Annotated in this window: 17 protein-coding genes; 9 read left to right on the top strand and 8 right to left on the bottom strand. The window is 62.0% G+C overall.

Going from position 1 to position 22,718, the window contains the following annotated elements; genetic code table 11:
• Window positions 1–63: 63 nt before the first annotated feature.
• Window positions 64–1,473, top strand: coding sequence for a GntR family transcriptional regulator MpaR (gene mapR / locus AC07VV_RS03760; RefSeq protein WP_096820262.1), 1,410 nt, complete (start codon window positions 64–66; stop codon window positions 1,471–1,473).
• A 78-nt stretch (window positions 1,474–1,551) separates the two neighbouring features.
• Here the strand turns inward: mapR and AC07VV_RS03755 are convergent, their stop codons facing one another.
• From AC07VV_RS03755 to AC07VV_RS03720, 8 genes are all read right to left on the bottom strand, one after another.
• Complete coding sequence (locus AC07VV_RS03755) at window positions 1,552–2,298, bottom strand: SDR family oxidoreductase (protein ID WP_085708225.1); 747 nt, start codon at window positions 2,296–2,298, stop codon at window positions 1,552–1,554.
• Window positions 2,299–2,382: 84 nt separating this feature from the next.
• Window positions 2,383–4,464 (bottom strand): putative bifunctional diguanylate cyclase/phosphodiesterase, encoded by a 2,082-nt coding sequence (locus AC07VV_RS03750; RefSeq protein WP_495035345.1) that lies wholly within the window; start codon window positions 4,462–4,464, stop codon window positions 2,383–2,385.
• A gap of 325 nt (window positions 4,465–4,789) precedes the next feature.
• A complete protein-coding gene (locus AC07VV_RS03745) occupies window positions 4,790–6,259 on the bottom strand; it encodes an efflux transporter outer membrane subunit (protein ID WP_495035344.1) in 1,470 nt (489 codons plus the stop codon).
• Window positions 6,256–9,363 carry an efflux RND transporter permease subunit gene (locus AC07VV_RS03740; RefSeq protein ID WP_495035343.1) on the bottom strand — a complete coding sequence of 1,036 codons (3,108 nt, stop codon included), beginning with the start codon at window positions 9,361–9,363 and terminating at the stop codon, window positions 6,256–6,258. Before AC07VV_RS03740 ends, AC07VV_RS03745 begins: the two co-directional genes overlap by 4 nt.
• Window positions 9,360–12,464 carry an MdtB/MuxB family multidrug efflux RND transporter permease subunit gene (locus tag AC07VV_RS03735; RefSeq protein WP_495035342.1) on the bottom strand — a complete coding sequence of 1,035 codons (3,105 nt, stop codon included), beginning with the start codon at window positions 12,462–12,464 and terminating at the stop codon, window positions 9,360–9,362. Before AC07VV_RS03735 ends, AC07VV_RS03740 begins: the two co-directional genes overlap by 4 nt.
• Window positions 12,461–13,768, bottom strand: a complete 1,308-nt coding sequence (locus AC07VV_RS03730) for an MdtA/MuxA family multidrug efflux RND transporter periplasmic adaptor subunit (RefSeq protein ID WP_495035341.1) — start codon at window positions 13,766–13,768, stop codon at window positions 12,461–12,463. The genes AC07VV_RS03735 and AC07VV_RS03730 overlap by 4 nt, the downstream gene beginning before the upstream one ends.
• Before the next feature lie 203 nt (window positions 13,769–13,971).
• A complete protein-coding gene (tpx, locus tag AC07VV_RS03725) occupies window positions 13,972–14,472 on the bottom strand; it encodes a thiol peroxidase (RefSeq protein ID WP_085731150.1) in 501 nt (166 codons plus the stop codon).
• A 132-nt stretch (window positions 14,473–14,604) separates the two neighbouring features.
• Window positions 14,605–15,048: an SRPBCC family protein gene (locus AC07VV_RS03720; RefSeq protein WP_495035340.1), complete on the bottom strand. Its 444-nt coding sequence runs from the start codon at window positions 15,046–15,048 to the stop codon at window positions 14,605–14,607.
• A gap of 132 nt (window positions 15,049–15,180) precedes the next feature.
• On the opposite strand from AC07VV_RS03720, the gene AC07VV_RS03715 reads away from it, so the two are divergent.
• From AC07VV_RS03715 to AC07VV_RS03680, 8 genes are all read left to right on the top strand, one after another.
• Entirely contained in the window at window positions 15,181–15,606 is a 426-nt protein-coding gene (locus AC07VV_RS03715; RefSeq protein WP_096820252.1) for a YciI family protein, read from the top strand.
• Between the two features lie 307 nt (window positions 15,607–15,913).
• Window positions 15,914–17,290, top strand: a complete 1,377-nt coding sequence (locus AC07VV_RS03710) for a DUF1254 domain-containing protein (RefSeq protein ID WP_495035339.1) — start codon at window positions 15,914–15,916, stop codon at window positions 17,288–17,290.
• Window positions 17,291–17,302: 12 nt separating this feature from the next.
• The gene (locus AC07VV_RS03705) at window positions 17,303–18,253 is read left to right on the top strand and encodes a SphA family protein (RefSeq protein WP_495035338.1); all 951 of its coding nucleotides are present in this window, start codon (window positions 17,303–17,305) and stop codon (window positions 18,251–18,253) included.
• Between the two features lie 13 nt (window positions 18,254–18,266).
• Window positions 18,267–19,310 (top strand): hypothetical protein, encoded by a 1,044-nt coding sequence (locus AC07VV_RS03700; RefSeq protein WP_495035337.1) that lies wholly within the window; start codon window positions 18,267–18,269, stop codon window positions 19,308–19,310.
• Window positions 19,311–19,325: 15 nt separating this feature from the next.
• On the top strand, window positions 19,326–20,306 hold the full coding sequence (locus tag AC07VV_RS03695; RefSeq protein WP_495035336.1) for an AAA family ATPase: 981 nt from the start codon (window positions 19,326–19,328) through the stop codon (window positions 20,304–20,306).
• Window positions 20,307–20,314: 8 nt separating this feature from the next.
• Entirely contained in the window at window positions 20,315–21,253 is a 939-nt protein-coding gene (locus AC07VV_RS03690) for a DUF58 domain-containing protein (protein ID WP_495035335.1), read from the top strand.
• On the top strand, window positions 21,250–21,738 hold the full coding sequence (locus tag AC07VV_RS03685) for a DUF4381 domain-containing protein (protein WP_495035334.1): 489 nt from the start codon (window positions 21,250–21,252) through the stop codon (window positions 21,736–21,738). The genes AC07VV_RS03690 and AC07VV_RS03685 overlap by 4 nt, the downstream gene beginning before the upstream one ends.
• Complete coding sequence (locus AC07VV_RS03680) at window positions 21,725–22,717, top strand: vWA domain-containing protein (protein ID WP_495035333.1); 993 nt, start codon at window positions 21,725–21,727, stop codon at window positions 22,715–22,717. Before AC07VV_RS03685 ends, AC07VV_RS03680 begins: the two co-directional genes overlap by 14 nt.
• The last annotated feature ends 1 nt before the right edge of the window (window position 22,718 follow it).

Below are 22,718 nucleotides of genomic sequence, written 5' to 3'. Positions count from 1 at the left end.
TGCCAATGGCGCTGCGTCCATTGGCACAACCGTTTTCCAAATCCCATCCATTGCAGGACACCGATGAAACGCTACGAAAAATTCGCCGACGACATCGCTGAACTGATCCGCTCCGGCGTCCTCGGCCCCGGTCAGCGGGTGCCGTCGGTGCGCTACGCGAGCCAGACCTATGGCGTCAGCCCGTCCACGGTGTTCCAGGCCTATTACCTGCTGGAACGTCGCGGCCTGATCCGCGCGCGGCCGCGCTCCGGTTACTTCGTCAACACCCACGCCCCGAGCCCGTTCTCGGAGCCGGTGATCAGCAGCCAGGTCAATGAGTCCACCAAAGTCGACGTCAGCGAACTGGTGTTCTCGGTGCTCGAATCGATCAAGGACCCAAGCACCGTGCCATTCGGCTCGGCATTCCCCAGCCCCGAACTGTTCCCGCTGCAACGTCTGTCACGTTCGCTGGCCAGCGCTGCCCGGGAAATGGACCCGCGCATGGTGGTCACCGACATGTCGCCGGGCAACCCGCAACTGCGCCGCCAGATCGCACTGCGCTACATGGTCGGCGGGCTGATGCTGCCGATGGAAGAACTGCTGATCACCAACGGCGCCCTCGAAGCGCTGAACCTGTGCCTGCAAGCGGTAACCGAGCCCGGTGATTTGGTGGCCATCGAGGCCCCGGCGTTCTACGCCAGCCTGCAAGTGCTCGAGCGGCTGAAACTCAAAGCCGTGGAAATCCCCGTGCACCCGCGCGACGGCATCGACCTCGGCGTGCTCGCCCAGACCCTGGAGCGGCACCCGATCAAGGCCTGCTGGTGCATGACCAGTTTCCAGAACCCGATGGGCGCGACCATGCCCGAGGCCAAGAAACAGGAACTGGTGGAACTGCTGAAACGCCATCAGGTGCCGCTGATCGAAGACGACGTCTACGCCGAACTCTATTACGGCCAACAGGCGCCGAAACCGGCCAAGGCCTTCGACACCGAAGGTCTGGTGATGCATTGCGGTTCATTCGCCAAGAGCCTGGCCCCCGGCTACCGCATCGGCTGGGTCGCCGCCGGACGCTACGCGCAGAAGATCGAACGCCTGAAACTGATGACCTCGCTGTGCGCCTCGATGCCGGCTCAGGCGGCCATCGCCGACTACCTGCAACACGGTGGCTACGACCGCCACCTGCGCAAATTGCGCTATGCCCTCGAAGAACAGCAAAGCGCCATGCTCGCCGCCATCGCCCGCTATTTCCCGGCCCAGACCCGCGTGAGCCAACCGGCCGGCGGCTATTTCCTGTGGCTGGAACTGCCACCGCAGATGGATTCGTTGAAGTTGTTTCAGATGGCGTTGGCGCAAGGCATCAGCATTGCGCCGGGGCCGATTTTCTCGCCGACTCAACGATTCAGGAATTGCATCCGGCTGAACTACGGCAGTCCGTGGACCGAGAGTTCGGAGAAGGCGATGGAGACGCTGGGGCGGATTGTGCGGTCGTTCTGATGCGATCAATCCCATGTAGAGGGATGATCGTTCCCACGTCGAGGCGTCGAACCGTCTGCGTGGGAACGATCATTGAGCTTAACGCCCGCCGCCGAGATCGACGAAAGTCCCGGTGGCATACGAAGCCTTGTCCGACAACAACCACACAATCGCCTCCGCCACTTCATCCGGCCGCCCGCCTCGGGCCATCGGAATCGCCGACTCCAGCTTGCTGACCCGATCCGGATCGCCGCTCAACGCGTGGAAATCGGTGTAGATGTAGCCCGGACGCACCGCGTTGACCCGAATCCCCTCGCCCGCCACTTCCTTGGACAGACCGATGGTGAACGTGTCGAGGGCGCCTTTGGACGCCGCGTAGTCGACGTATTCGTTCGGCGAGCCCAGGCGTGCGGCCACCGAAGACACGTTGACGATGCTGCCACCCTGCCCGCCGTGTTTGGGCGACATGCGCAGGATCGCGTGCTTGGCGCAGAGGATCGGTGCCAGGACGTTGGTTTTCATGATTTTGAGGATGCGGAATTCGGACATTTCGTCGACCCGCGATTTGTGCCCGACGGTGCCGGCGTTGTTCACCAGTGCGGTGACCCGGCCCAGCTCGGTGTCGACCCGATGAAACAGGCCGATCACTTCGTCCTCGATGCTGACGTCGGCACGTACGGCAATGGCGGTGGCGCCGCGTTCACGCACCTGGTCGAGTACGTGGTGGGCTGCCTGCTCGTCCGACTGGTAATTGATGCAGATCCGATAGCCTTGCTCGGCAGCCAACAACGCCGTAGCGGCCCCGATTCCGCGACCGCCGCCAGTGATCACAATGACTTTATCCATGCTGGCTTTCCCCCCAATGCACACGTAACAGTCGCAGGAAGAATAACCGTCATTGCGGGGTTTTGCATGGCCTGTGTCAGTCGTTCAGCTCACCGCCGTTTGCTTGCCGCGGACGATGTCCTGCAGGAAGCGATCCGCCGGCATCGGGTGGCCGAGCAGATAGCCCTGCAGCGAATCGCAACCCAGTTGCGTCAGGAAGTCCTGCTGCACACCGGTCTCTACGCCTTCAGCCACGATGCGCAGGCCCAGCGCCTGACCGAGCGCGACGATCGCCGAGACGATGGCGGCGTCGTCGCTGTCGTGTTCCAGATCCCGCACGAATCCGCGATCGATCTTCAACTCGTTGGCCGGCAGGCGCTTGAGGTACATCAGGCTCGAATAGCCGGTGCCGAAGTCATCGATGGAGAGGTCGACGCCCATGTCGGACAGTTCCTGCAACACCGTCATGCTCGCATCGGCATCGCTCATGGCCGTGGTTTCGGTGATCTCCAGGGTCAGGCTGTTGGCCGGCAAGTGGTGAGTGGCCAAGGCCTTGGCGACGCTTTGCACCAGCCCGGTATGGCAGAACTGCAACGCCGACAAGTTCACTGCGATGCGCCAGTCGGTGTAGCCCAGCACGTACCACTCGCGCATCTGCCGGCAGGCTTCGTTGAGTACCCATTCACCGATCGGAATGATCAGTCCGGTCTTCTCGGCCAGGTCGATGAACTTGTCCGGCATCAGCATGCCGTGGAGCGGGTGCTCCCAGCGCAGCAACGCCTCGGCACCGACCGGACGACCATCGGCCGCGTGGAATTTGGGTTGGTAATGCAGGCTGAACTGACTGTGTTCCAGCGCCGCGCGCAGGTCCTGCAACAGTTGCAGTTGCTTGCGGGCGTTGCTGTTCATCGAGGCGTCGAAGAAGCTGTAGCCGTTCTTGCCGCCGCCCTTGGCGTGGTACATCGCGGCGTCGGCGTTCATCAGCAGTTCCTGGGCGTTCTGGCCGTTGCCCGGGTACAGGGCGATGCCGACGCTGGCGGAAATCTGCAAGTCATGCTCGGCCACGCGGAACGACTGTGCGATCAGGCCAACCTGACGCGCCGCCAGACCCAGCGCATCGTTGGGCTCGGTCAGGCGCACCAGCAGGACAAACTCATCGCCGCCGATCCGCGCCAGCGTGTCGAGACTGCGCAAATCTTCGCGCAGACGCACCCCCACTTCACGCAGCAATTGGTCGCCCATGTGGTGACCGAAAGCGTCGTTGACCGGTTTGAAGCCGTCCAGATCGATGAACATCAACGCAAAGCAACCGCCCTGCTCGTTGACCTTCTTCATCGCCTGATTGATCCGGTCGTCCAGCAACATCCGGTTCGGCAGGCCGGTCAGGGTGTCATGCAAGGCCAATTGAGTGAGTTCGCGGTTGGCCACGGTCAACGAATGGGCCAGATCGGCGGTGCGCGCTTCGAGGCGAGCATCGAGAATCGAGGTCAGCAGCGCGATGCTCAGCACCGCGAGCGTGGTGATCAGCACCAGATTATCGAGGCCATTGCCATTCAGACCGCTGAGCGCCGCACCGCAGAAACTGCCTTCGGGAAACCGCGCTGCCGCCATGCCGGTGTAGTGCATGCCGACAATCGCGATGCCCATGACAATGGCTGCGCCGGCACGAAACAGGCGCACGTAAGGCGAATGCTGACGCAGGCGAAAGGCAATCCACAATGCGGCCGCCGAAGCGCCGACGGCGATCAATAGCGAAGCGCCGAACAGTGTCGGATCGTAATCGATGCCCGGTTGCATGCGCATCGCGGCCATGCCGGTGTAGTGCATGGCGCTGATGCCGGCGCCCATGATCAAGGCGCCGAAGGCCAGTTGCCAGGCTGGCAGTTTCGGCTGGCTGACCAGCCACAGCGCAAACCCGCAGGACAGCACGGCGATCAGCAATGAGAGCGCAGTGATCGGAATGTCGTAACCGAGGCTGATCGGCAGTTTGAAGGCCAGCATGCCGATGAAGTGCATCGACCAGACGCCGATGCCCATGGCGAACGCGCCGCCGGCCGTCCACAAATGCACGGCGCGGCCCTTGGCGGTGGCGATGCGCCCTGTAAGGTCGAGCGCGGTATAGGACGCGAGGATCGCCACACACAGCGAAATGAAAACCAGCGTGAAGGAATAACTACCGATGAGCATGAGAATTCTCGTGACCACCCCACCGTACTGCTTCCGTTCTCAGCGGGGCCAAATGCGCCGATTGTACTGATTGCACAGAAGAACGCACTGACAAAGTAATCAAATGGCCATCAAGCCGATGAAACGCTTGTTTGATCGTTCGACAAGGCTCTGGAATGCTGCTTTGACAGAGCGTCCGTCCCCGCCAGCCGATCGTTCCCACGCTCCGCGTGGGAATGCAGCCCGGGACGCTCCGCGTCCCTTCCAAAGCCGAACGCGGAGCGTCCGTTGAGGCATTCCCACGCAGAGCGTGGGAACGATCAAAGCAATGCGTGGGAATTCAGGGTTACGGATTCTGGCTGGTTTCCAGCTGCCCGTCCCAGCCACCACCCAGCGCCGCGATCAATTGCACACTGGCAATCAGTCGACTCTGCAGGATATTGAGCACCGTCCGCTCGTTGCTCAACGCCGTGGCTTGCACCACCACCACGTCGATGTAGGCAATCAGCCCGGCCTTGTACTGGTTCTGGGTCAGACGCAAGGAATCGCGCGCGGCATCAAGCGCTTCCTGACGCACCGCCGCCTCGTCTTCGTACACCTTCAACTGCACCAGGTAGTTTTCCACCTCGCGGAAGCCATCGAGCACGGTCTGCCGGTATTTGGCCACGGTTTCGTCGTACTTCGCTTCGGTGCGGTCGACCTCCGCCGAGCGTCGGCCGCCGTCGAACAGCGGCAGACTCATTTTCGGCCCCACCGACCAGAATCGGTTCGGCAGGCTGATGAGATCTCGCGAAGTACTGCTGCTGTAGCCGCCACTGAGGCTCAGGCTGAAGTCCGGGTAATACGCCGCTTTGGCGACGCCGATGTTGGCGTTGGCCGCAATCACCGAGCGTTCCGCCGAGGCGATGTCCGGGCGACGTTCCAGCAATTGTGATGGCAGGCTCAGCGGAATCTGCGGCAGCTTCGGGATGTCCTGGGTTTCGGCAAGCTTGAACTGTGCCGGTGGCTGGCCGGTGAGGACCGCAATAGCGTTTTCGAATTGCGCCCGCTGCCAGATCAGGTCCACCAGATCGCCCTGGGTGGATTTGAGTTGCGTCTGCGCCTGAGCTACCGCATCACGCCCGGAAACCCCGGCGTTGTACTGGTTCTGGGTCATTTTCAGCGAGCGCTCATAGGCCGCCACTGTCGACTCCAGCAGGCGTTTCTGCTGATCGATCACGCGCAATTGCAGGTAGTTCTGCACCAGTTCCGACTGCTGGCTCAGGCGCATCGCCGCCAGATCGGCGAAGCTCGCCTGGGCGCTGGCTTCATTGGCCTCCAGACCACGACGCAGCTTGCCCCAGACATCGGCCTCCCAACTGACGCCCAGTTGGGCGTTGTAGGTATCACGGATACCGCTGGAAGAACTGCTCAGGCTCGAACTGCTGCTGCCGGTGCCCTGGCTGGAACGGGTCTTGCCCGCGCTCAAGTCGATGCTCGGGTAAAAAGCACCGCGTGCATCGCGCACCAGGGCCTGAGCCTGACGGTATTGCGCCTCGGACTGGGCGACAGTCTGGTTGGCGGTGTTGAGCTTCTCGATCAACTCGTTGAGCTGACGATCACCGTACAGTTCCCACCAGGCGCCACGGGCCAGAGAGTCGGCAGGACTGGCCTGACGCCAGCCTTCGGCCTCTTTGTACTGGGCAATTTCGGCGGTCTGCGGGCGCTGGTAGTCCGGGCCGACGGCGCACGCACTGAGCATCGCCACGCACAGTGACAGGCTCAGCAAACGCGAGCCTCGGACACTGGCCAGTTGGATAAGCGAACGGTCATTCATAGCGGAGTTTCCAGAGCGGCATCGGTACGTACGCCACGCCACTTGTTGAAGCGGTGGCGGGCCTTGTCGAGATAGAGGTAAACCACAGGCGTGGTGTAAAGGGTCAGCACCTGGCTGAAAATCAGCCCGCCGATAATCGTCAGGCCCAGCGGCTGGCGCATTTCCGCACCTTCGGCCCGGCTGAGCAGCAACGGCAAGGCGCCGAGGATCGCTGCCAACGTGGTCATCAGGATCGGCCGCAAACGTTGCAGACAGGCGCTGCGGATCGACTCCAGCGGCGCCATGCCCTGATGACGTTCCAGTTGCAGTGCCAGGTCGATCATCAGAATCGCGTTCTTCTTCACCACGCCGATCAGCAGGAACAGCCCGAGCAGCGAGATCAGGCTGAATTCGCCGCCCAGCACATAGATCGACAGCAACGCACCGACCCCGGCCGACGGCAATGTCGACAGAATCGTCAACGGATGAATGTAGCTTTCATACAGCACGCCCAGCACCAGATACACCGCCAGCAGTGCGCCGAGGATCATGAACGGCTGGCTTTTCTGGGTAGCCGCGAAGGCGTCGGCGGTGCCGGCCATTTTCGCGATCACGTCTTCCGGCAGACCGACCTTGGCTATCGCCCGTTCGATGGCGGCACTGCCCTGCTCCACCGTCACGCCTTCGGCCATGTCGAACGAAATGCTTTCGGAGGCGAACTGGCCTTCGTGGCTGACCCGGTCGTCTTCCAGGCTGTTTTCGTAGTGGGCAATGGTCGACAGCGGGATCCGCGCGCCATCAGCGGTAATCACCTGCACCTGATTAAGCGTGACCGGGTCCTGAGCGTATTTCGGATTGACCTCCATCACCACCTGATACTGGTTGAGGCTGTCGTAGATCGTGGAAATCTGCCGCTGGCTGTAGGCGTTGTTCAGGACGGCGGTGACCATGTTCATGTCCACGCCCAGACGCTTGGCCTGATCACGGTCGACGATCAATGTCACCTGCTGCGCACCACGTCCTTCACGGGCGTCGATGGCGGTCAGTTCCGGCAAGGCGCGCAAGGCGGTGACCACTTTCGGGTACCACTCGCGCAAAGCGCCCAGATCACCGCTCTGCAGAATGTAGGTGTACTGCGAGGTCGTCTGCTCACGGCCACCACCGAATTGCAGGTCCTGGTCGGCCATCAGCATCAATTGCGCGCCGGGCACCTTGGGCATTTCCTTGCGCAGACGCTCGATGACTTTCTGCGCCGACAGGTTACGTTCCTTGATCGGCTTCAGGCGCACCAGCATGAAGGCGTTGTTGGTGCCGTTGTTGCCACCGATGAACCCGGCGACACTTTCGACCGCTTCGTCCTTGAGCACGGCGCGGCGGAAGGTCTCCATTTTCGGCTGCATCACGCTGAACGACAGACCGTCATCGCCGCGCACGAAACCGATCAACTGGCCGGTGTCCTGTTGCGGCAGGAAGGTCTTCGGCACCACCACGTAAAGCGCGACGTTGACCCCGACCGTGATGATCAGGCTCAACAGCGTCAGGCGCCGGTGACGCAATACCCAGTCGAGGCTGGTGGCGTACTTGCCGACCATCCAGTCGTTGGTACGACGGCTCCAGCGCTGCAGACGGTTTTCCTGACCCGGCGTATGCGGCTTGAGCCAGCGGGCGCAGAGCATCGGTGTCAGGGTCAGGGAAACCACCAGCGACACCACGATGGCCGCAGCCAGGGTGATGGAAAATTCGCGGAACAGGCTCTCGATGATCCCGCCCATGAACAGGATCGACAGGAACACCGCCACCAGCGATACGTTCATCGACAGCAAGGTGAAACCGACTTCCTTGGCCCCGAGGTACGCGGCCTTCATCGGTTTGACGCCTTCGTCGATGTGCCGGGAAATGTTCTCCAGCACCACGATGGCGTCGTCCACCACCAGCCCGGTGGCCAGAATCAGCGCCATCAGCGACAGGTTGTTCAGCGAGAAGCCGTAGAGGTACATCACCGCAAAGGTGCCGACCAGCGACACCGGCACCGCCAGGGTCGGAATCAGGGATGCACGGAAGTTGCCGAGGAACAGGAACACCACCAGGATCACCAGTGCCACGGCGATCAGCAGGGTCATCTCTGCTTCGTGCAGAGTGGCCTTGATCACCGGGGAACGGTCCATCGCCAGGTTCAGCTTTACGCTGGCCGGCAGCACGGCCTGTAACGCCGGCAACTGCGCCTTGATCTCGTTGACCGTCTCGATGATGTTGGCGCCAGCCTGGCGGTTGATCACCAACAGCACCGCCGCGTCGTCGTTGAAGAAACCGCTGTTGTAGCGGTCTTCCACGCCGTCGGTGACCTTGGCCACGTCTTTCAGGCGCAGGGCCGCACCGCCGTTGTAGTGGATGATCAGCGACTCGTAGTCCTTGGCTTTCTCCAGTTGGTCATTGGCCTGGATCTGCCACAAGCGCTGGTCATCCTCAACCGAGCCCTTCGGCCGACGCACGTTGGCGCCAGCGATGGTCTTGCGCACATCGTCCAGCGCCACGCCGTACTGGTTCAGCGCCTGGGGTTCGAGCTCGATGCGTACCGCCGGCAATGAGCTGCCGCCGATCTGCACCTCGCCCACGCCCTGCACCTGGGACAGGCTCTGGGACAGGATGGTCGAGGCCAAATCGTAGAGCTGGCCTTTTTCCAGCACATCCGACGTCAGCGACAACACCATGATCGGCGCCTGCGACGGGTTGACCTTCTTGTAGGTCGGCATGCTGCGCATCCCGCTCGGCAGCAGATTGCGTGAGGCGTTGATCGCGGCCTGCACTTCCCGCGCCGCGCCGTTGATGTCGCGGTCGAGGTCGAATTGCAGAATGACCCGGGTCGAGCCCTGGCTGGAGCGGCTGCTCATGGTGTTGACGCCGGCGATGGCGCCGAACGAGCGTTCCAGCGGCGTCGCCACGGTCGAGGCCATGACTTCCGGACTGGCGCCGGGCAGGCTCGCCTGCACCACGATCACCGGGAAGTCCATTTGCGGCAGTGGCGACACCGGCAGCAGGCCGAAGCTCACGCCGCCCAGCAGCATGATCGCCAGGCTCAGGAGCATGGTCGCCACCGGGCGCTTGATGAAAGGACCGGACAGGTTCATGGCTGTTCTACCGACTCCACGGCCGAAGGCGCACGGCCCCAGCGCCGACCGAGGCGGTCGAAATACAGGTAGATCACCGGGGTGGTGAACAGCGTCAGCACCTGACTGACCAGCAAGCCGCCGACCATCACCAGACCCAACGGCTGACGCAATTCAGCGCCGGAACCGGTGGCCAGCATCAGCGGCACCGCACCGAACAGCGCTGCCAGCGTGGTCATCAGAATCGGCCGGAAGCGCAACAGCGCCGCCTGATAGATCGCCTGCTCCGGGGCCATGCCCTGGGTGCGTTCAGCGTCGAGGGCGAAGTCGATCATCATGATCGCGTTCTTCTTGACGATACCGATCAGCAGGATGATGCCGATGATCGCGATCATGCCCAGGTCATTGCCACTGAGCAGCAACGCCAGCAACGCCCCCACCGCCGCCGACGGCAAGGTCGACAGAATGGTGATCGGGTGGATGTAGCTCTCGTAGAGCACGCCCAGCACGATGTACATGGTCACCACCGCCGCCAGAATCAGCAGCAAGGTGCTCGACAGCGACGCCTGGAACGCTTCGGCCGCACCCTGGAACTGGGTCTGCACGCCGATCGGCATGCCGATGTCCTTCTGCACCTGCTCGATGATGTCCACCGCATGCCCCAGTGCCACGCCATGGGCAAGGTTGAAGGACATCATCACCGCCGGGAACTGGCCGATGTGAGTGATCGCCAGTTGCGCCTGACGTTCCTCGACATGGGCCAGGCTCGACAACCGCACCTGACCGCCATCGGTGGTCTTGACGTGAATCTGATCCAGCGCCTGCGGACCGATCTTCTCCCCGGCCTGAGCCTGCAGCACCACGCGATACTGGCTGGCCTGGGTGTAGATGGTCGAGATCTGCCGCTGGCCAAAGGCGTCGTACAGCGCATCGGTGATATTCGCCACCGACACGCCAAGGCGCGAGGCCGCGTCCCGGTCGATCACCAGGAACACCTGCAAACCTTTGTCCTGCAAATCGCTGGCGACGTCGGTCAGTTCAGGGCGCTGGGCCAGTGCTTCCACCAGGCGCCCGCTCCACAGGCTGAGCAGTTCGGCGTCCGGCGACGACATGCTGAACTGGTACTGCGTACGGCTGACGCGGTCTTCGATGGTCAGGTCCTGCACCGGCTGCATGAACAGGCGGATGCCCACCAGTTTGTCCAGTTGCGGTTGCAGGCGGGTAATCACTTCGGCGGCCGTCAGGTCGCGCTGACCGTGAGGCTTGAGGTTGATCAACAGCCGACCGCTGTTGAGCGTGGCGTTGTCACCGTCGACGCCAATGTAGGACGACAGGCTTTCAACGGCCGGATCTTCCAGAATCACTTTGGCCAGCGCCTGCTGACGTTCGCCCATGGCAGCAAAGGAAATCGACTGCGGTGCTTCGGAAATCCCCTGGATCACCCCGGTGTCCTGCACCGGGAAGAAGCCCTTGGGCACCACCATATAAAGGAACACGGTCAGCGCCAGCGTGCCGATGGCCACCAGCAGTGTCAGCGGCTGGTGCTTGAGCACCCACTGCAACTTGCGCCCGTACGCGGCGATCATCCAGTCGATGAACGCGCCACTGGCACGGTAGAAACGGCCCTGTTCATGTTCTTCCGGCTCACGCTTGAGCAGACGCGCGCACATCATCGGCGTCAGGGTCAGCGAGACCACAAGGGAAATCAGGATTGCCACCGCCAGGGTGATGGCGAATTCGCGGAACAGCCGCCCCACCACGTCGGCCATGAACAGCAGCGGAATCAGTACCGCAATCAGCGACAGGGTCAGGGAAATCAGGGTGAAACCGATTTGCTTCGCGCCCTTGAGCGCGGCCTGCATCGGACTGTCCCCTTCCTCGATGAAACGGGCGATGTTCTCCAGCATCACGATCGCATCGTCGACCACGAAACCGGTGGCGATGGTCAGAGCCATCAGCGTCAGGTTGTTGACCGAGAAACCGGCCAGGTACATCACGCCAAACGTACCGATCAGCGACAGCGGCACCGCGACGGACGGAATGATCGTGGCGCTGGCGCGACGCAGGAACAGGAACGTCACCATCACCACCAGGGCGATGGCGATCAGCAGTTCGTGCTGCACGTCGGTGACCGAGGCGCGAATGGTCTGGGTGCGGTCGGTCAGCACAGTGACTTCAAGGCCGGCCGGCAGGTTGTCGGTGATGCTCGGCAGCAGTGCCTTGATCCGGTCGACCACTTCGATCACGTTGGCACCCGGTTGACGCTGAATGTTCAGCAATACCGCCTGATTCTGGTTGGCCCAGGCGGCCAGACGCTCGTTCTCGGCGCCGTCGACGATCTGCGCGACATCCTTGAGTCGCAGCGGCGCGCCGTTCTTGTAGGCCAGGATCAGATTGGCGTAATCCTTGGGCGAAGTCAGCTGGTCGTTGGCGTCGAGCATCGACACCCGGGTCGGGCCGTCGAAGTTACCTTTGGGCTGGTTGACGTTGGACGCGCTGATCAGCGTGCGCACGTCCGACAGGTTCAGGCCGTTGGCGGCAAGCGCTTCCGGGTTGACCTTGATCCGCACTGCCTGACGCTGACCGCCAGCGATGCTGACCATGCCGACACCACTGATCTGGGCGATCTTCTGCGCCATGCGCGTATCGACCAGATCGTTGAGTTTGGGGAGCAACATGGTTTTCGAAGTGATGGCCAGGGTCAGCACCGGGGTGTCCGCCGGGTTGACCTTGTTGTACACCGGTGGCGCCGGCAAATCGGTCGGCAGCAGATTGGTCGCGGCATTGATCGCGGCCTGTACCTGCTGTTCGGCGACGTCCATGTTGATGTCGAGGCTGAAACGCAGGGTCAGCACCGAGGCACCGCCGGAACTGGTCGAGGCCATTTGCGTCAGGCCCGGCATCTGCCCGAACTGGCGTTCAAGCGGCGCGGTGACGGCGCTGGTCATCACGTCCGGACTGGCGCCCGGGTACAACGTCATGACCCGGATGGTCGGGTAATCGACCTGCGGCAGAGCCGAAACCGGCAGCAGGCGATAGGCGATCAGGCCAGCCAGCACGATGGCCAGCATGCTCAGCGTGGTGGCGACCGGGCGGAGGATGAACAGACGCGAAATGTTCATGCGCCCTTCTTGGCCTTGTCGGTGACGGCAGCGTCAGGTGCGGTGGTGGCCGACTTGCCTTGCAGGTGTTCGGTCGGCGTGGCCGGCACGTCCTGACTGTCGTTGACCACTTCCACTTCACTGCCTTCCTTCAAACGGTCGGTGCCTTCCAGCACCACGCGGTCGCCGGCGGCCAGGCCTTCGGTGATCACGGTGTTGTTGCCATCGCTGGCGCCGATCTTCAGCTGACGGATGGTGACTTTCTTGTCGCCGTCCAGCGCGTAGACGAAGGTGCCGTTGGTGCCGAACTGGATCGCTGCGGACGGTGCCAGCACGACGCCTTTGAGGGTGTCGGCCAGCAGGTGGACGTTGACGAACTGGTTGGGGAACAGCGACTGATCGCGGTTTTCGTAGCGCGCCTTGAACTTCAGGGTGCCGGTGGTCACGTCGATCTGGTTGTCGAGGCTTTGCAGCACGCCGCTGGCTTGCAGTTTGGTGTCGCCACGGTCCCAGGCTTCGGCCGGCAGTTTGGCGCCGCTGTGATAACGGGCGAGTACGGTTTCGAGGGTGTTTTCCGGCAGCGTGAAGACCACGCTGATCGGTTGGGTCTGGGTGATCACGGCGAGGAACGTGGTGTCATTCGCCGCCACCAGGTTGCCGACGTCGAGCTGACGCAGACCGACGCGACCGGCAATCGGTGCGCGGATCTTGGTGAATTCGAGGTTGAGCTTGGCATCGTTGACCGCCGCCTGATTGGTCTTCACGGTGCCGAGGTATTGGCCGACCAGCGCTTCGGCGGTGTCCAGGGTCTGCTTGGCGATGCTGTCTTCCTTGAACAGGCCGCGATAGCGCTCGACGTCGACCTGGGCATTCTTCAGCTGAGCCTGGTTCTGCAGCAAGGTGCCTTCAGCCTGGAGCAAGGCGTTTTGGTACGAGCGCGGATCGATCTCCGCCAGCAGGTCGCCGGCCTTGACCATCTGCCCTTCTTCGAAATAGATCTTCACCAGTTCGCCGCCGACCCGGCTGCGCACGTTGATGGTGTTCAGCGCCGTCACGGTGCCCAGCGCCTTGTAATACAGCGGGAAGTCACCGGTGACGGCCGGCGCCACGCGCACCGGGATCGGACCTGCCGCGCCACCGAAGCCCGGACGCATCATCCCCGAACGACCGGTATGACCGGCCGCGGCTTTCTCGCCGCCCTCTTTGTGGGTCGATCCGGCGGGCCAGAATTTCCAGCACAGACCGGCGATGACCAGCAGGACAAGCAGGCTGAGCAGCCAGCGACGAGAGTTTCGGGAAGACGATTGCATGGAGTGATTAACCATTGGGCGCGTGGGCTTCTTTTACGGGAGGCTGAACGATAAGCACTGGTGGGGGTAAAGCAAAGCAGCTTTACCGGCAATTTACCTTCAACTTACGTTTCAAGGTGTGAGCCAAAACACTGATACACAAATGAAAACGGCCTGGACAGGGCCAGGCCGTTAACAATTGTAAACGCGCTGATTTCAGCGCATTTACTTGAGCGCACTTATTTCAATACAGCGAGGGCCGCATCGTAGTTCGGCTCTTCAGCGATTTCCTTGACCAGCTCGCTGTGCAGCACGTTGTCATTTTCGTCCAGCACGACTACCGCACGGGCGGTCAGGCCTTTCAGCGGGCCGTCAGCGATGGCCACGCCGTAGTTCTGGATGAACTCGGCGCCACGCAGGGTCGACAGGTTCTGTACGTTTTCCAGGCCTTCGGCGCCGCAGAAACGGGCCTGGGCGAATGGCAGGTCAGCCGAGATGCACAGCACCACGGTGTTGGCCAGTTCGTTGGCCTGAGCGTTGAACTTGCGCACGGAAGTAGCGCAGGTCGGGGTGTCGACGCTTGGGAAGATGTTCAGCACTTTGCGCTTGCCGGCAAAGTCTTTCAGGGTGACGTCGGACAGATTGCCGGCTACCAGGGAAAAGGCTGGTGCCTTGGAACCGGCTTGTGGCAATTGGCCGTTGACTTGAACCGGGTTGCCTTTGAGCGTGACTTGAGCCATGAACGGAGTCCTTCTTAACGTTGTTGGGAAAGCATGCAAGAGGCGGAAGTTAACCACGAAATTGTCCGACGACCTATGCCTGAACCGAAATTGTCATGTGCCACCACGCAAGATTGGATACAACCTTGAGCGCTATTCAAGCAATTGCAGCATGTTGCGATGCCGGGCCTCGAATATCCGCCGCATGTAGCCGTTCACCAGCAACACCTCGCTGAATGCCCCGCCAATCGCCGAATACGTCACGCGGTCGGTGTACAGCGTACCGCCCTCACCCACCGCCACCCGATGTTCGTGACGAAAGGCACGCAGCGGCCCCTTGAGCATTTCATCGATGAAATGCGTGTCGCCGACCTCGCGGATCGTCACCGTCCAGTTCGACGGGATCAGATTGAACATCCAGTGCCGGAAACTAAATTGCCGCCCGGCTTCGATGCGCAGATTGTTCAGGTCGATATCCCCCAGCGGCGTGACGCGTTCGGGAAAGATCTTCGGGAAATTGACGCCTTCCAGACAGAAGTCGAGTACCTCTTTCGGGGTGCGGTCGGGGATCAGCGTGGTGAGTTCCAGTGTGGGCATGGCGGACACATTCCGTATGGAGGCGATGCTTGTTAAAACGCGAGTCTGCATCTTTTATTTAACGACCTGTCGATTCAAGCCCCCGCCATTCGACAAAGCAGTGAATCCCTCACTTTCCAGCGGAGAAACACCATGCGCTTCATGATCATTGTCAAAGCCAGCCAGGATTCCGAAGCCGGCGTGATGCCCAGCGAACAACTGCTGACCGACATGGGCAACTACAACGAGGAACTGGCGAAGGCCGGCATTCTGGTGTCCGCCGACGGCCTGCACCCCAGCAGCAAAGGCGCTCGCGTGCGTTTCAGCGGTGAAAAACGCAGCGTGATCGATGGCCCCTTCGCCGAGACCAAGGAGCTGATCGCCGGTTACTGGATCTGGGACGTGAAGTCGAAGGAAGAAGCCATCGAATGGGTCAAGCGCTGCCCTAATCCCATGCCGGGCACCGAGGCCGAAATCGAGATTCGCCAGGTGTTCAGCCCGGAAGATTTTGGCGCTGAATTCACCCCGGAGTTGCGCGAGCAGGAAGAACGGGTGCGCGAGCAGGCGAAAAAACACTGACATTTCACGGGGTTCGCGCCAGTACACAAAACTGGCGTGAACCTGCGCACAAAACCAAAGAATTAATCCCTCTGACTGGCTAACCCCCGATTAGCTGCTAGTTTCAACAGACATGTCCTACAGGCTTGATAAGAAAAGGATTACGCCTTAACGGCCGCGAAGTGCCGAGTCGTCCACTGAGCCACCAGGGAATCGGGGAATCATGTCGAATAAAACGGAAGTTCACGCCTTTTCGTCGGCGCGCTCGCTGACGTCCGTCCTCTGTAACCGGTCGAAGCCCGCCCTCAAGGTGGCTGCATACAGCGTCATGGCCACGTTTGTCAGCTGTGGCGTCGGTGCTCAGGATTTCACCGCCAGCCCCGATGAAGCCCGGGGCATCGCCAAGGAAGCCTACCTGTACGGTTTCCCGGTCGTAGAGATGTACAAGACCCTCTACACCCAGGCCATCGACACCAAGAGCCCGAACTACAAGGCGCCGCTGAACAGGATCGGCAACACCGCCAAAGCCTTCACCGCAAAAGACACCGCATTCGTCACGCCCAACGCCGACACGCCTTACTCGTTCGTCTGGATGGACCTGCGTGCCGAGCCGCAGATTCTCACCCTGCCGCCCATCGAGGAGCACCGTTATTACTCGGTGCAACTGATAGACGCCTACACGCAGAATTTCGCTTACCTGGGCACCCGCAGCACCGGCAACAACGGCGGGCACTTCATGATTGCCGGGCCCGACTGGCAGGGCCAGCAACCGCTGAACATCGACCGCTTGCTGCGCAGTGAAAGCAACATCACCTACGCGCTGTACCGCACACAACTGTTCGACGACAAGGACCTGGCCAAGGTCAAGCAGATCCAGAAAGGCTACAAGGTCGAACCCCTCAGCCATTACGTGAAACAGAAAGCCCCGGCGCCAGCACCGAAAGTCAGCTGGCCGAAACCGACGCCGACGATGAGCGAAACCCCGGACCTGTTCCGCTACCTGAACTTCATGCTGGCCTTCACGCCGCCGCAGGATGTCGAGAAAGACCTGCTGGCCCGCTTCGCCAAAATCGGTATCAGTGCCGGCCAACCCTTCGATCTGAAGGCCCTCAGCGCCGAGCAACGCAAGGCACTGGAAGACGGCATTACCGATGCAAAAGCCGAGTTCGCCGCGTTCCAGAAAGACAAGGTCGACACCCACCAGGTCTCCAGCGGTGATCTGTTCGGCACTCGCGACCACCTCAAGGGCAATTACCTGTACCGCTACGCCGGGGCCAACATGGGGATCTTCGGCAACTCCGCCGAAGAGGCGAATTACATCGGCTATTTCGTCGACAAGGACGGGCAGCACGCCGATGCCTCGAAACACGACTACACCCTGCATTTCGACAAGGGCGCCCTGCCCCCCGCCGATGCGTTCTGGTCACTGACGATGTACGACGGCAAGACCAAACTGCTGGTGGCCAACCCGCTCAACCGCTACCTGATCAACTCGCGGATGCTGCCGGACCTGAAGCTCGACGCCGACGGCGGCCTGACTCTGTACGTGCAGCACAAGAATCCAGGGAAAGACAAACAGGCCAATTGGCTGCCTGCGCCGGACGGCCCGTTCTACGGGGTCTTGCGCCTGTATCTGCCAAGACCGGAAGTCGCCAGCGGTGAATGGAACATGCCGTTGCTCAACCCGGTCGACACCAAACAATAAGCGGAGTCAGTGATGGTCAAGCCTTCCGTTGTGCGCCCGTTGCTGGCGCTGTGCATGCTCGGCAGCCCGGCGCTGTACGCCGCCGAGGGCGGTGTCGGGCGACCGATTACCGGCCAGCAGGTGTTTTCCAATGCCGGGGTCGTCCCGCCGGCACCGGGCTGGGTGACGTCGTTTACCAGCATCTGGTACGACGGCGAGCTCAAGGACAGTCGCGGCGCGCCGATTTCCGGGGCGGTCAGCGCCGGGATCAAGATGAAAGTCTCCTACACCATGGCCAACGTCACCCACGTCTGGGACACCGGCAAAGGCCCTTGGAACTATGCCTCGGCCATCGGCATACCGGTTCAGTACACCGACATCGATGCTTCCATCACCGGGCCGCGCGGACGCACCCTCGGCACCAGCGATTCCGGCACCCAGTTTGCCGACGCGCTGATCACGCCGATCGCCGCCGGCTACCACTTCGACGAGCTCAACCACATCTCGTTTTCGCTACCGATCTACGTACCGACCGGTGCCTATAACGACAATCGCCTGGCCAACCCCGGCCAGAACAACTACACGTTCATGCCCACCGTGGCGTTCTCGCATCTGGACGGCAAGGGTGGCGAGTTCACGCTGTCCGGCAACCTGCAGTTCTACACCGAGAACAAGGCCACCGATTACCGCACGGGCGACATTTTCTCCCTCGAAGCCCTGTGGACCCACGGTTTTGGCAACGGCTGGAATGCCGGGCTGGTCGCCGGCTACATCCAGCAGGTGAGCGATGACAAAGGCGACACCGCCGACACGCTCAACGGCTTTCGCGGGCGCTCGGTCGGTGCCGGCCCGACCGTTGGCTGGAGCGGCAAGTTCGCCGATGCCCAGGCCAGCGTCAGTGCCCGTTGGGTGCCGGAGTTCGACACCAAGAACCGTCCTGAAGGCAATGGCGTTTCCGTCAACCTGACCCTGGCGTTTTTCTAAGGAGGCGCCAGGGATGGCCATCGCTCGCCGCTTGACCTTATGCAGCGCATTGTTCAGCAGCCTGGCCTGCGCGGGCGGTGATTTACCGGGGCTGGGTAGCGCCCCCGCCAACCCGGTCAGCAAAGGCGATCCGGAAACCTGCCATCGCCTGCAACAGAACTTCGACATCGACCTGAAGGACGTCGTGAAGGCCGGTTGCGACCCGTCCACCGAACAGATCTCCAAACTGATGGATAACCCGGTGGGCAATCTGGTGCTGCTGGTCAACCAGTTCGACTACACCGCGCTCAAGGGCCCGAACAGCAACGGTACACGGATGCTCGGCAAATACAGTTTCATGCCGACCTTCCCGATTTCTCTTGGCGAAGACTGGAACCTGATCAACCGCGTGCCGATCAGCTACGTCAGCGCACCGGTCAACCACAGGGCCGGCAACCTGATCGGCATGGGCCCGAATGAAATCCTCAGTGACCGCGACGATTTCGCCTCGGTGGTCGAGGATCCGTTTGACCGTACCAGCGGCTTCGGCGACCTGACCTACGTTGGCGTGTTCTCGCCCAAGCAACCGGTGCGTTTTGCCGGCGGCGGCAAGATGGTCTGGGGCTTCGGCCCGACGGCGATGTTCCCTACCGCTGAAAAAGACGTGCTCGGCACTGGTAAATACTCGCTTGGCCCGGCGTTCGTGGCCGCGTATTTGGGCGAGGACTGGACGCTGGGGGTGTTCCCGCAGCACTGGTGGTCGGTCGGCGGCGACAGCCAGCGCAAGGACGTCAGCCTGACCAACGTGCAGTACTTCATCCAGCGCGTGATTCCCGGCCCGGCCCAGTGGCGGGTCGGCATGACGCCCAACGTCACGGTCAACTGGAAGGCCGACGGCGGCAACAAGGTCACCTTCCCCGTCGGTATCGGCGCCGGGCGGATCTTCAATTTCGGCAAGTTGCCGGTGCGGATTTCCGGCGAGATCCAGTACTCGGCGATCCACCCTGAAGACCAGATCAGCAGCCGCTGGAATTTCCGGCTGTCGTTCGTTCCGGTCATCCCGACTTTCATGTTTTGAGCAAGGACTCGCGCCATGACCGCACTCACCGACCTCAACGCCCTGCAGGCCAGCATCGCTGAAACGGTGCTTGGCCAGGATCAGGTGATCCGGCAGATCCTGCTCGGCCTGCTGGCCAACGGGCACTTGCTGCTGGAAAGCCTGCCGGGGCTGGCCAAGACCCGCACGGTCAAGGCACTGGCCAGGCATCTGGACGCAAAGATGAGCCGCATCCAGTTCACCCCGGATCTGCTGCCCTCGGACATCACCGGCGCCGAGGTGCTGCATCAGGTCGAAGGCAAAAACGAGATCCGTTTCCAGCCCGGCCCGCTGTTCGGCAATCTGATTCTGGCCGACGAAATCAACCGTGCGCCAGCCAAGGTGCAAGCGGCATTGCTCGAGGCCATGGAAGAACGGCAGATCACCGTGGCCGGTAACTGCCACGTGCTACCGGAGTTGTTCATTGTCGTCGCGACGCAAAACCCGATTGAACAGGAAGGCACCTATCCGTTGCCGGAAGCGCAGATGGACCGGTTTCTGATGAAAGTGCTGCTCGATTACCCCAGCGCCGACAACGAGAGCCAGGTGCTGCGACTGCTGCGCGCCGAAGAGTTCGCCCAGGGCGCCAACACGGCACCGACCAAGGGGTTCGAACTGGCGCAGGACGTGATCTTCGCCGCACGCAAGGAAGTCAGTGCGGTGCACGTCTCCCCCGCCATCGACCGCTACCTGATCGACCTGATCAACGCCACCCGCCATCCGGCCGATTACGACGAAGACCTCGGCCGCTGGATCGCCATCGGCGCCAGTCCGCGCGGCGGCATCGGTCTGGACCGTTGCGCCCGGGCCGATGCGTGGTTGCAGGGCCAGGATTTCGTTTCGCCGGACAACGTGCGCGCCGTGGTGCACCCGGTGCTGCGCCATCGCCTGCAACTGAGCTACGACGCGGTGGCCGATGGTGTCAGCGCCGATCAGGTGCTGGACCGGATCCTCGACAAAGTGGCGATCCCCGCCTGAGGCCTGATATGGAAAGCACCGACGGGCTGGTCTATGTCTCTCTCGCGCAGTTGATGGCGCTGGAGTTCAAAGCCCGTGATCTGAGTTTCCTGGCCCGCCAGCCTCAGGGCAGCATCCTCGCCGGCAACCACGCCTCGCGCCTGCGTGGCCGGGGTTTGAACTTTGATGAACTGCGCCGCTATCAGCCCGGCGACGATTTGCGTCACCTCGACTGGCGCGCCTCGCTGCGCACCGGCAAACCGGTGGTGCGCACGTTTACTGAAGAGCGCGACCGCCCCGCTTTGATCGTGGTCGACCAGCGCATGTCGATGTTTTTCGGCTCACAGCGCAGCTTCAAATCCGCTGTCGCTGCTGAGCTCGGCGCACTCGCGGCGTGGATGGTGTTCCATGCCGGGGATCGGGTCGGCGGGCTGGTGTTCAACGATCGGCGCATCGACTGCATCGCGCCGTTGCGCAGCCGTAAACGGGTCGAGGTCTTGCTCAGTCGCATCGCCGAGCAGAATCAGGCGCTGAACGCCGGCAACCCCGACGCCGAAGACGAGGACCAACTGGACAAAGCCTTGCAACGTTGCCTGGCGCTGGCCGGGCATGACCATCTGATCTGCATCGTCAGCGACTTTGCCGGGGCCGGCGAGCGCACCTTGAAGTTGATGCGACAACTGTCGGCGCACAACGATGTGATTGCGTTGCAGGTCTACGACCCGATGGCGATGAAGTTGCCGAACGACGGCCGACTGCTGGTGACCCAAGGCCAGTTGCAAGTGGAACTGGCGGTCGAGAAACGCAACGTGCATCAGCCACTGGGGGACTTTCTCGGCGGCCGGCTCAAGGACGTCGCCACCCTGCTGCGCCGCAGTCAGGTGCCGCTGATGATGTTCAGCACCGCAGAAGAAGCCCATCAGCAATTGCGCGCCGAGCTTGGCAAAAGCGCCGGACCCCGGCGGTGAACCCGAACATTCCGAGCATCGAACAACTCAAGGAGTTGGGCCTGCCCGCGCCAATCGGTTACGCGCCACAGACCTGGGGCTGGTGGGTATTGCTGGCGGTTCTGCTGCTGACTGCACTGGCGATCGGGGCGCGGCGGTACCGGCAATGGCGGCGCGACCAGTATCGGCGTGAAGCACTGGTCCGGCTGGCGCAGTTGCGTGATCGCAGTGATGACCTGAATGCGTTGCGCGAATTGCCGGAATTGCTCAAGCGCGTGGCAATCTCGATGCCGCAATCGCAATTGGTCGCAGCCGCTGAACAAGAGGACTGGCAACACTTCTTGCAGCAACACAGCAAAAAAACACTGCCCGCCGATTTCAGTCAGCAACTGGCCCGACTGGCCTACGCCCCCGACGACGTCCTGCGAGATCTGCCTGCACCGCAGCGGCAGGCGCTGTTCGACACCTGCCAACACTGGGTGGAGCACCATCATGTGGCAGCTTGATTACCCGTGGCTGTTACTCCTGCTGCCGCTGCCCTGGCTGGCCTACCGTTACCTGCCCGCGTATCAGGAAGCCCGCAGCGCCGTGCGTGTGCCGTTCTTCAACGCCATGAGCCGTGCCGTGGGTGAAACGCCTGGCACCGCCGGCAGCCGCCGCAATCACTGGCAATTGCTGCTCAATTTCCTGGTGTGGGCCTTGTTGCTGTTGGCCGTCGCCCGCCCGGTGTTTGTCGAAAAGCCCATCGAGCGTCAGCAACCGGTGCGCGATCTGATGCTCGCGATCGACATTTCGCAGTCGATGGAAACCGAAGACTTCACCAACGCCAGCGGCCAGAAAATCAATCGCCTCGCTGCCGTGAAAGACGTCGTCCAAGGTTTCATCGACAAGCGCAAGGACGACCGCCTCGGCCTGATCGTGTTCGGCAGCGGCGCCTATCCGCAGGCACCGCTGACCCTTGATCACGTCAGCCTGTCACTGCTGCTGGCAGACACCGGCATCGGCATGGCCGGCCCGAACACCGCGATTGGCGATGCCATCGGTCTCAGCCTGAAGTTGCTGGACAAGGCCCATGAACAGGAAAAAGTCCTGATCCTGCTCACCGACGGCAACGACACCAGCAGTGCGATCACGCCGGATCACGCCGCTGAAATGGCCGCGGCCAAAGGCGTGGTGATTCATACCATCGGTATCGGCGATCCGAGTGCCTCAGGCGAGGCCAAGGTCAATCTGCCGGGGCTGGAGCAAATCGCCAAGACTACGGGCGGCCAGTTCTTCCGCGCCGAAGATCGCAATGCGCTGGATCAGGTCTACAGCACCCTCGACCGCCTCACGCCGCATCAGGTCAAAACCCTCAGCCATCAGCCGCAACGCGAACTGTTCTACTGGCCGTTGGGCGCGGCCTTGCTGGTCCTGGCGCTGTACCACCTCGGCGCGCTGCTGCACCCACGGCTGGCGGTTGCACGCCAGCGGCAGGAGGCCTGAG

The sequence above is a fragment of the Pseudomonas sp. GW821-FHT02C04 genome, assembly GCF_059421845.1.
This window is presented reverse-complemented; position numbering and strand designations above follow the sequence as displayed.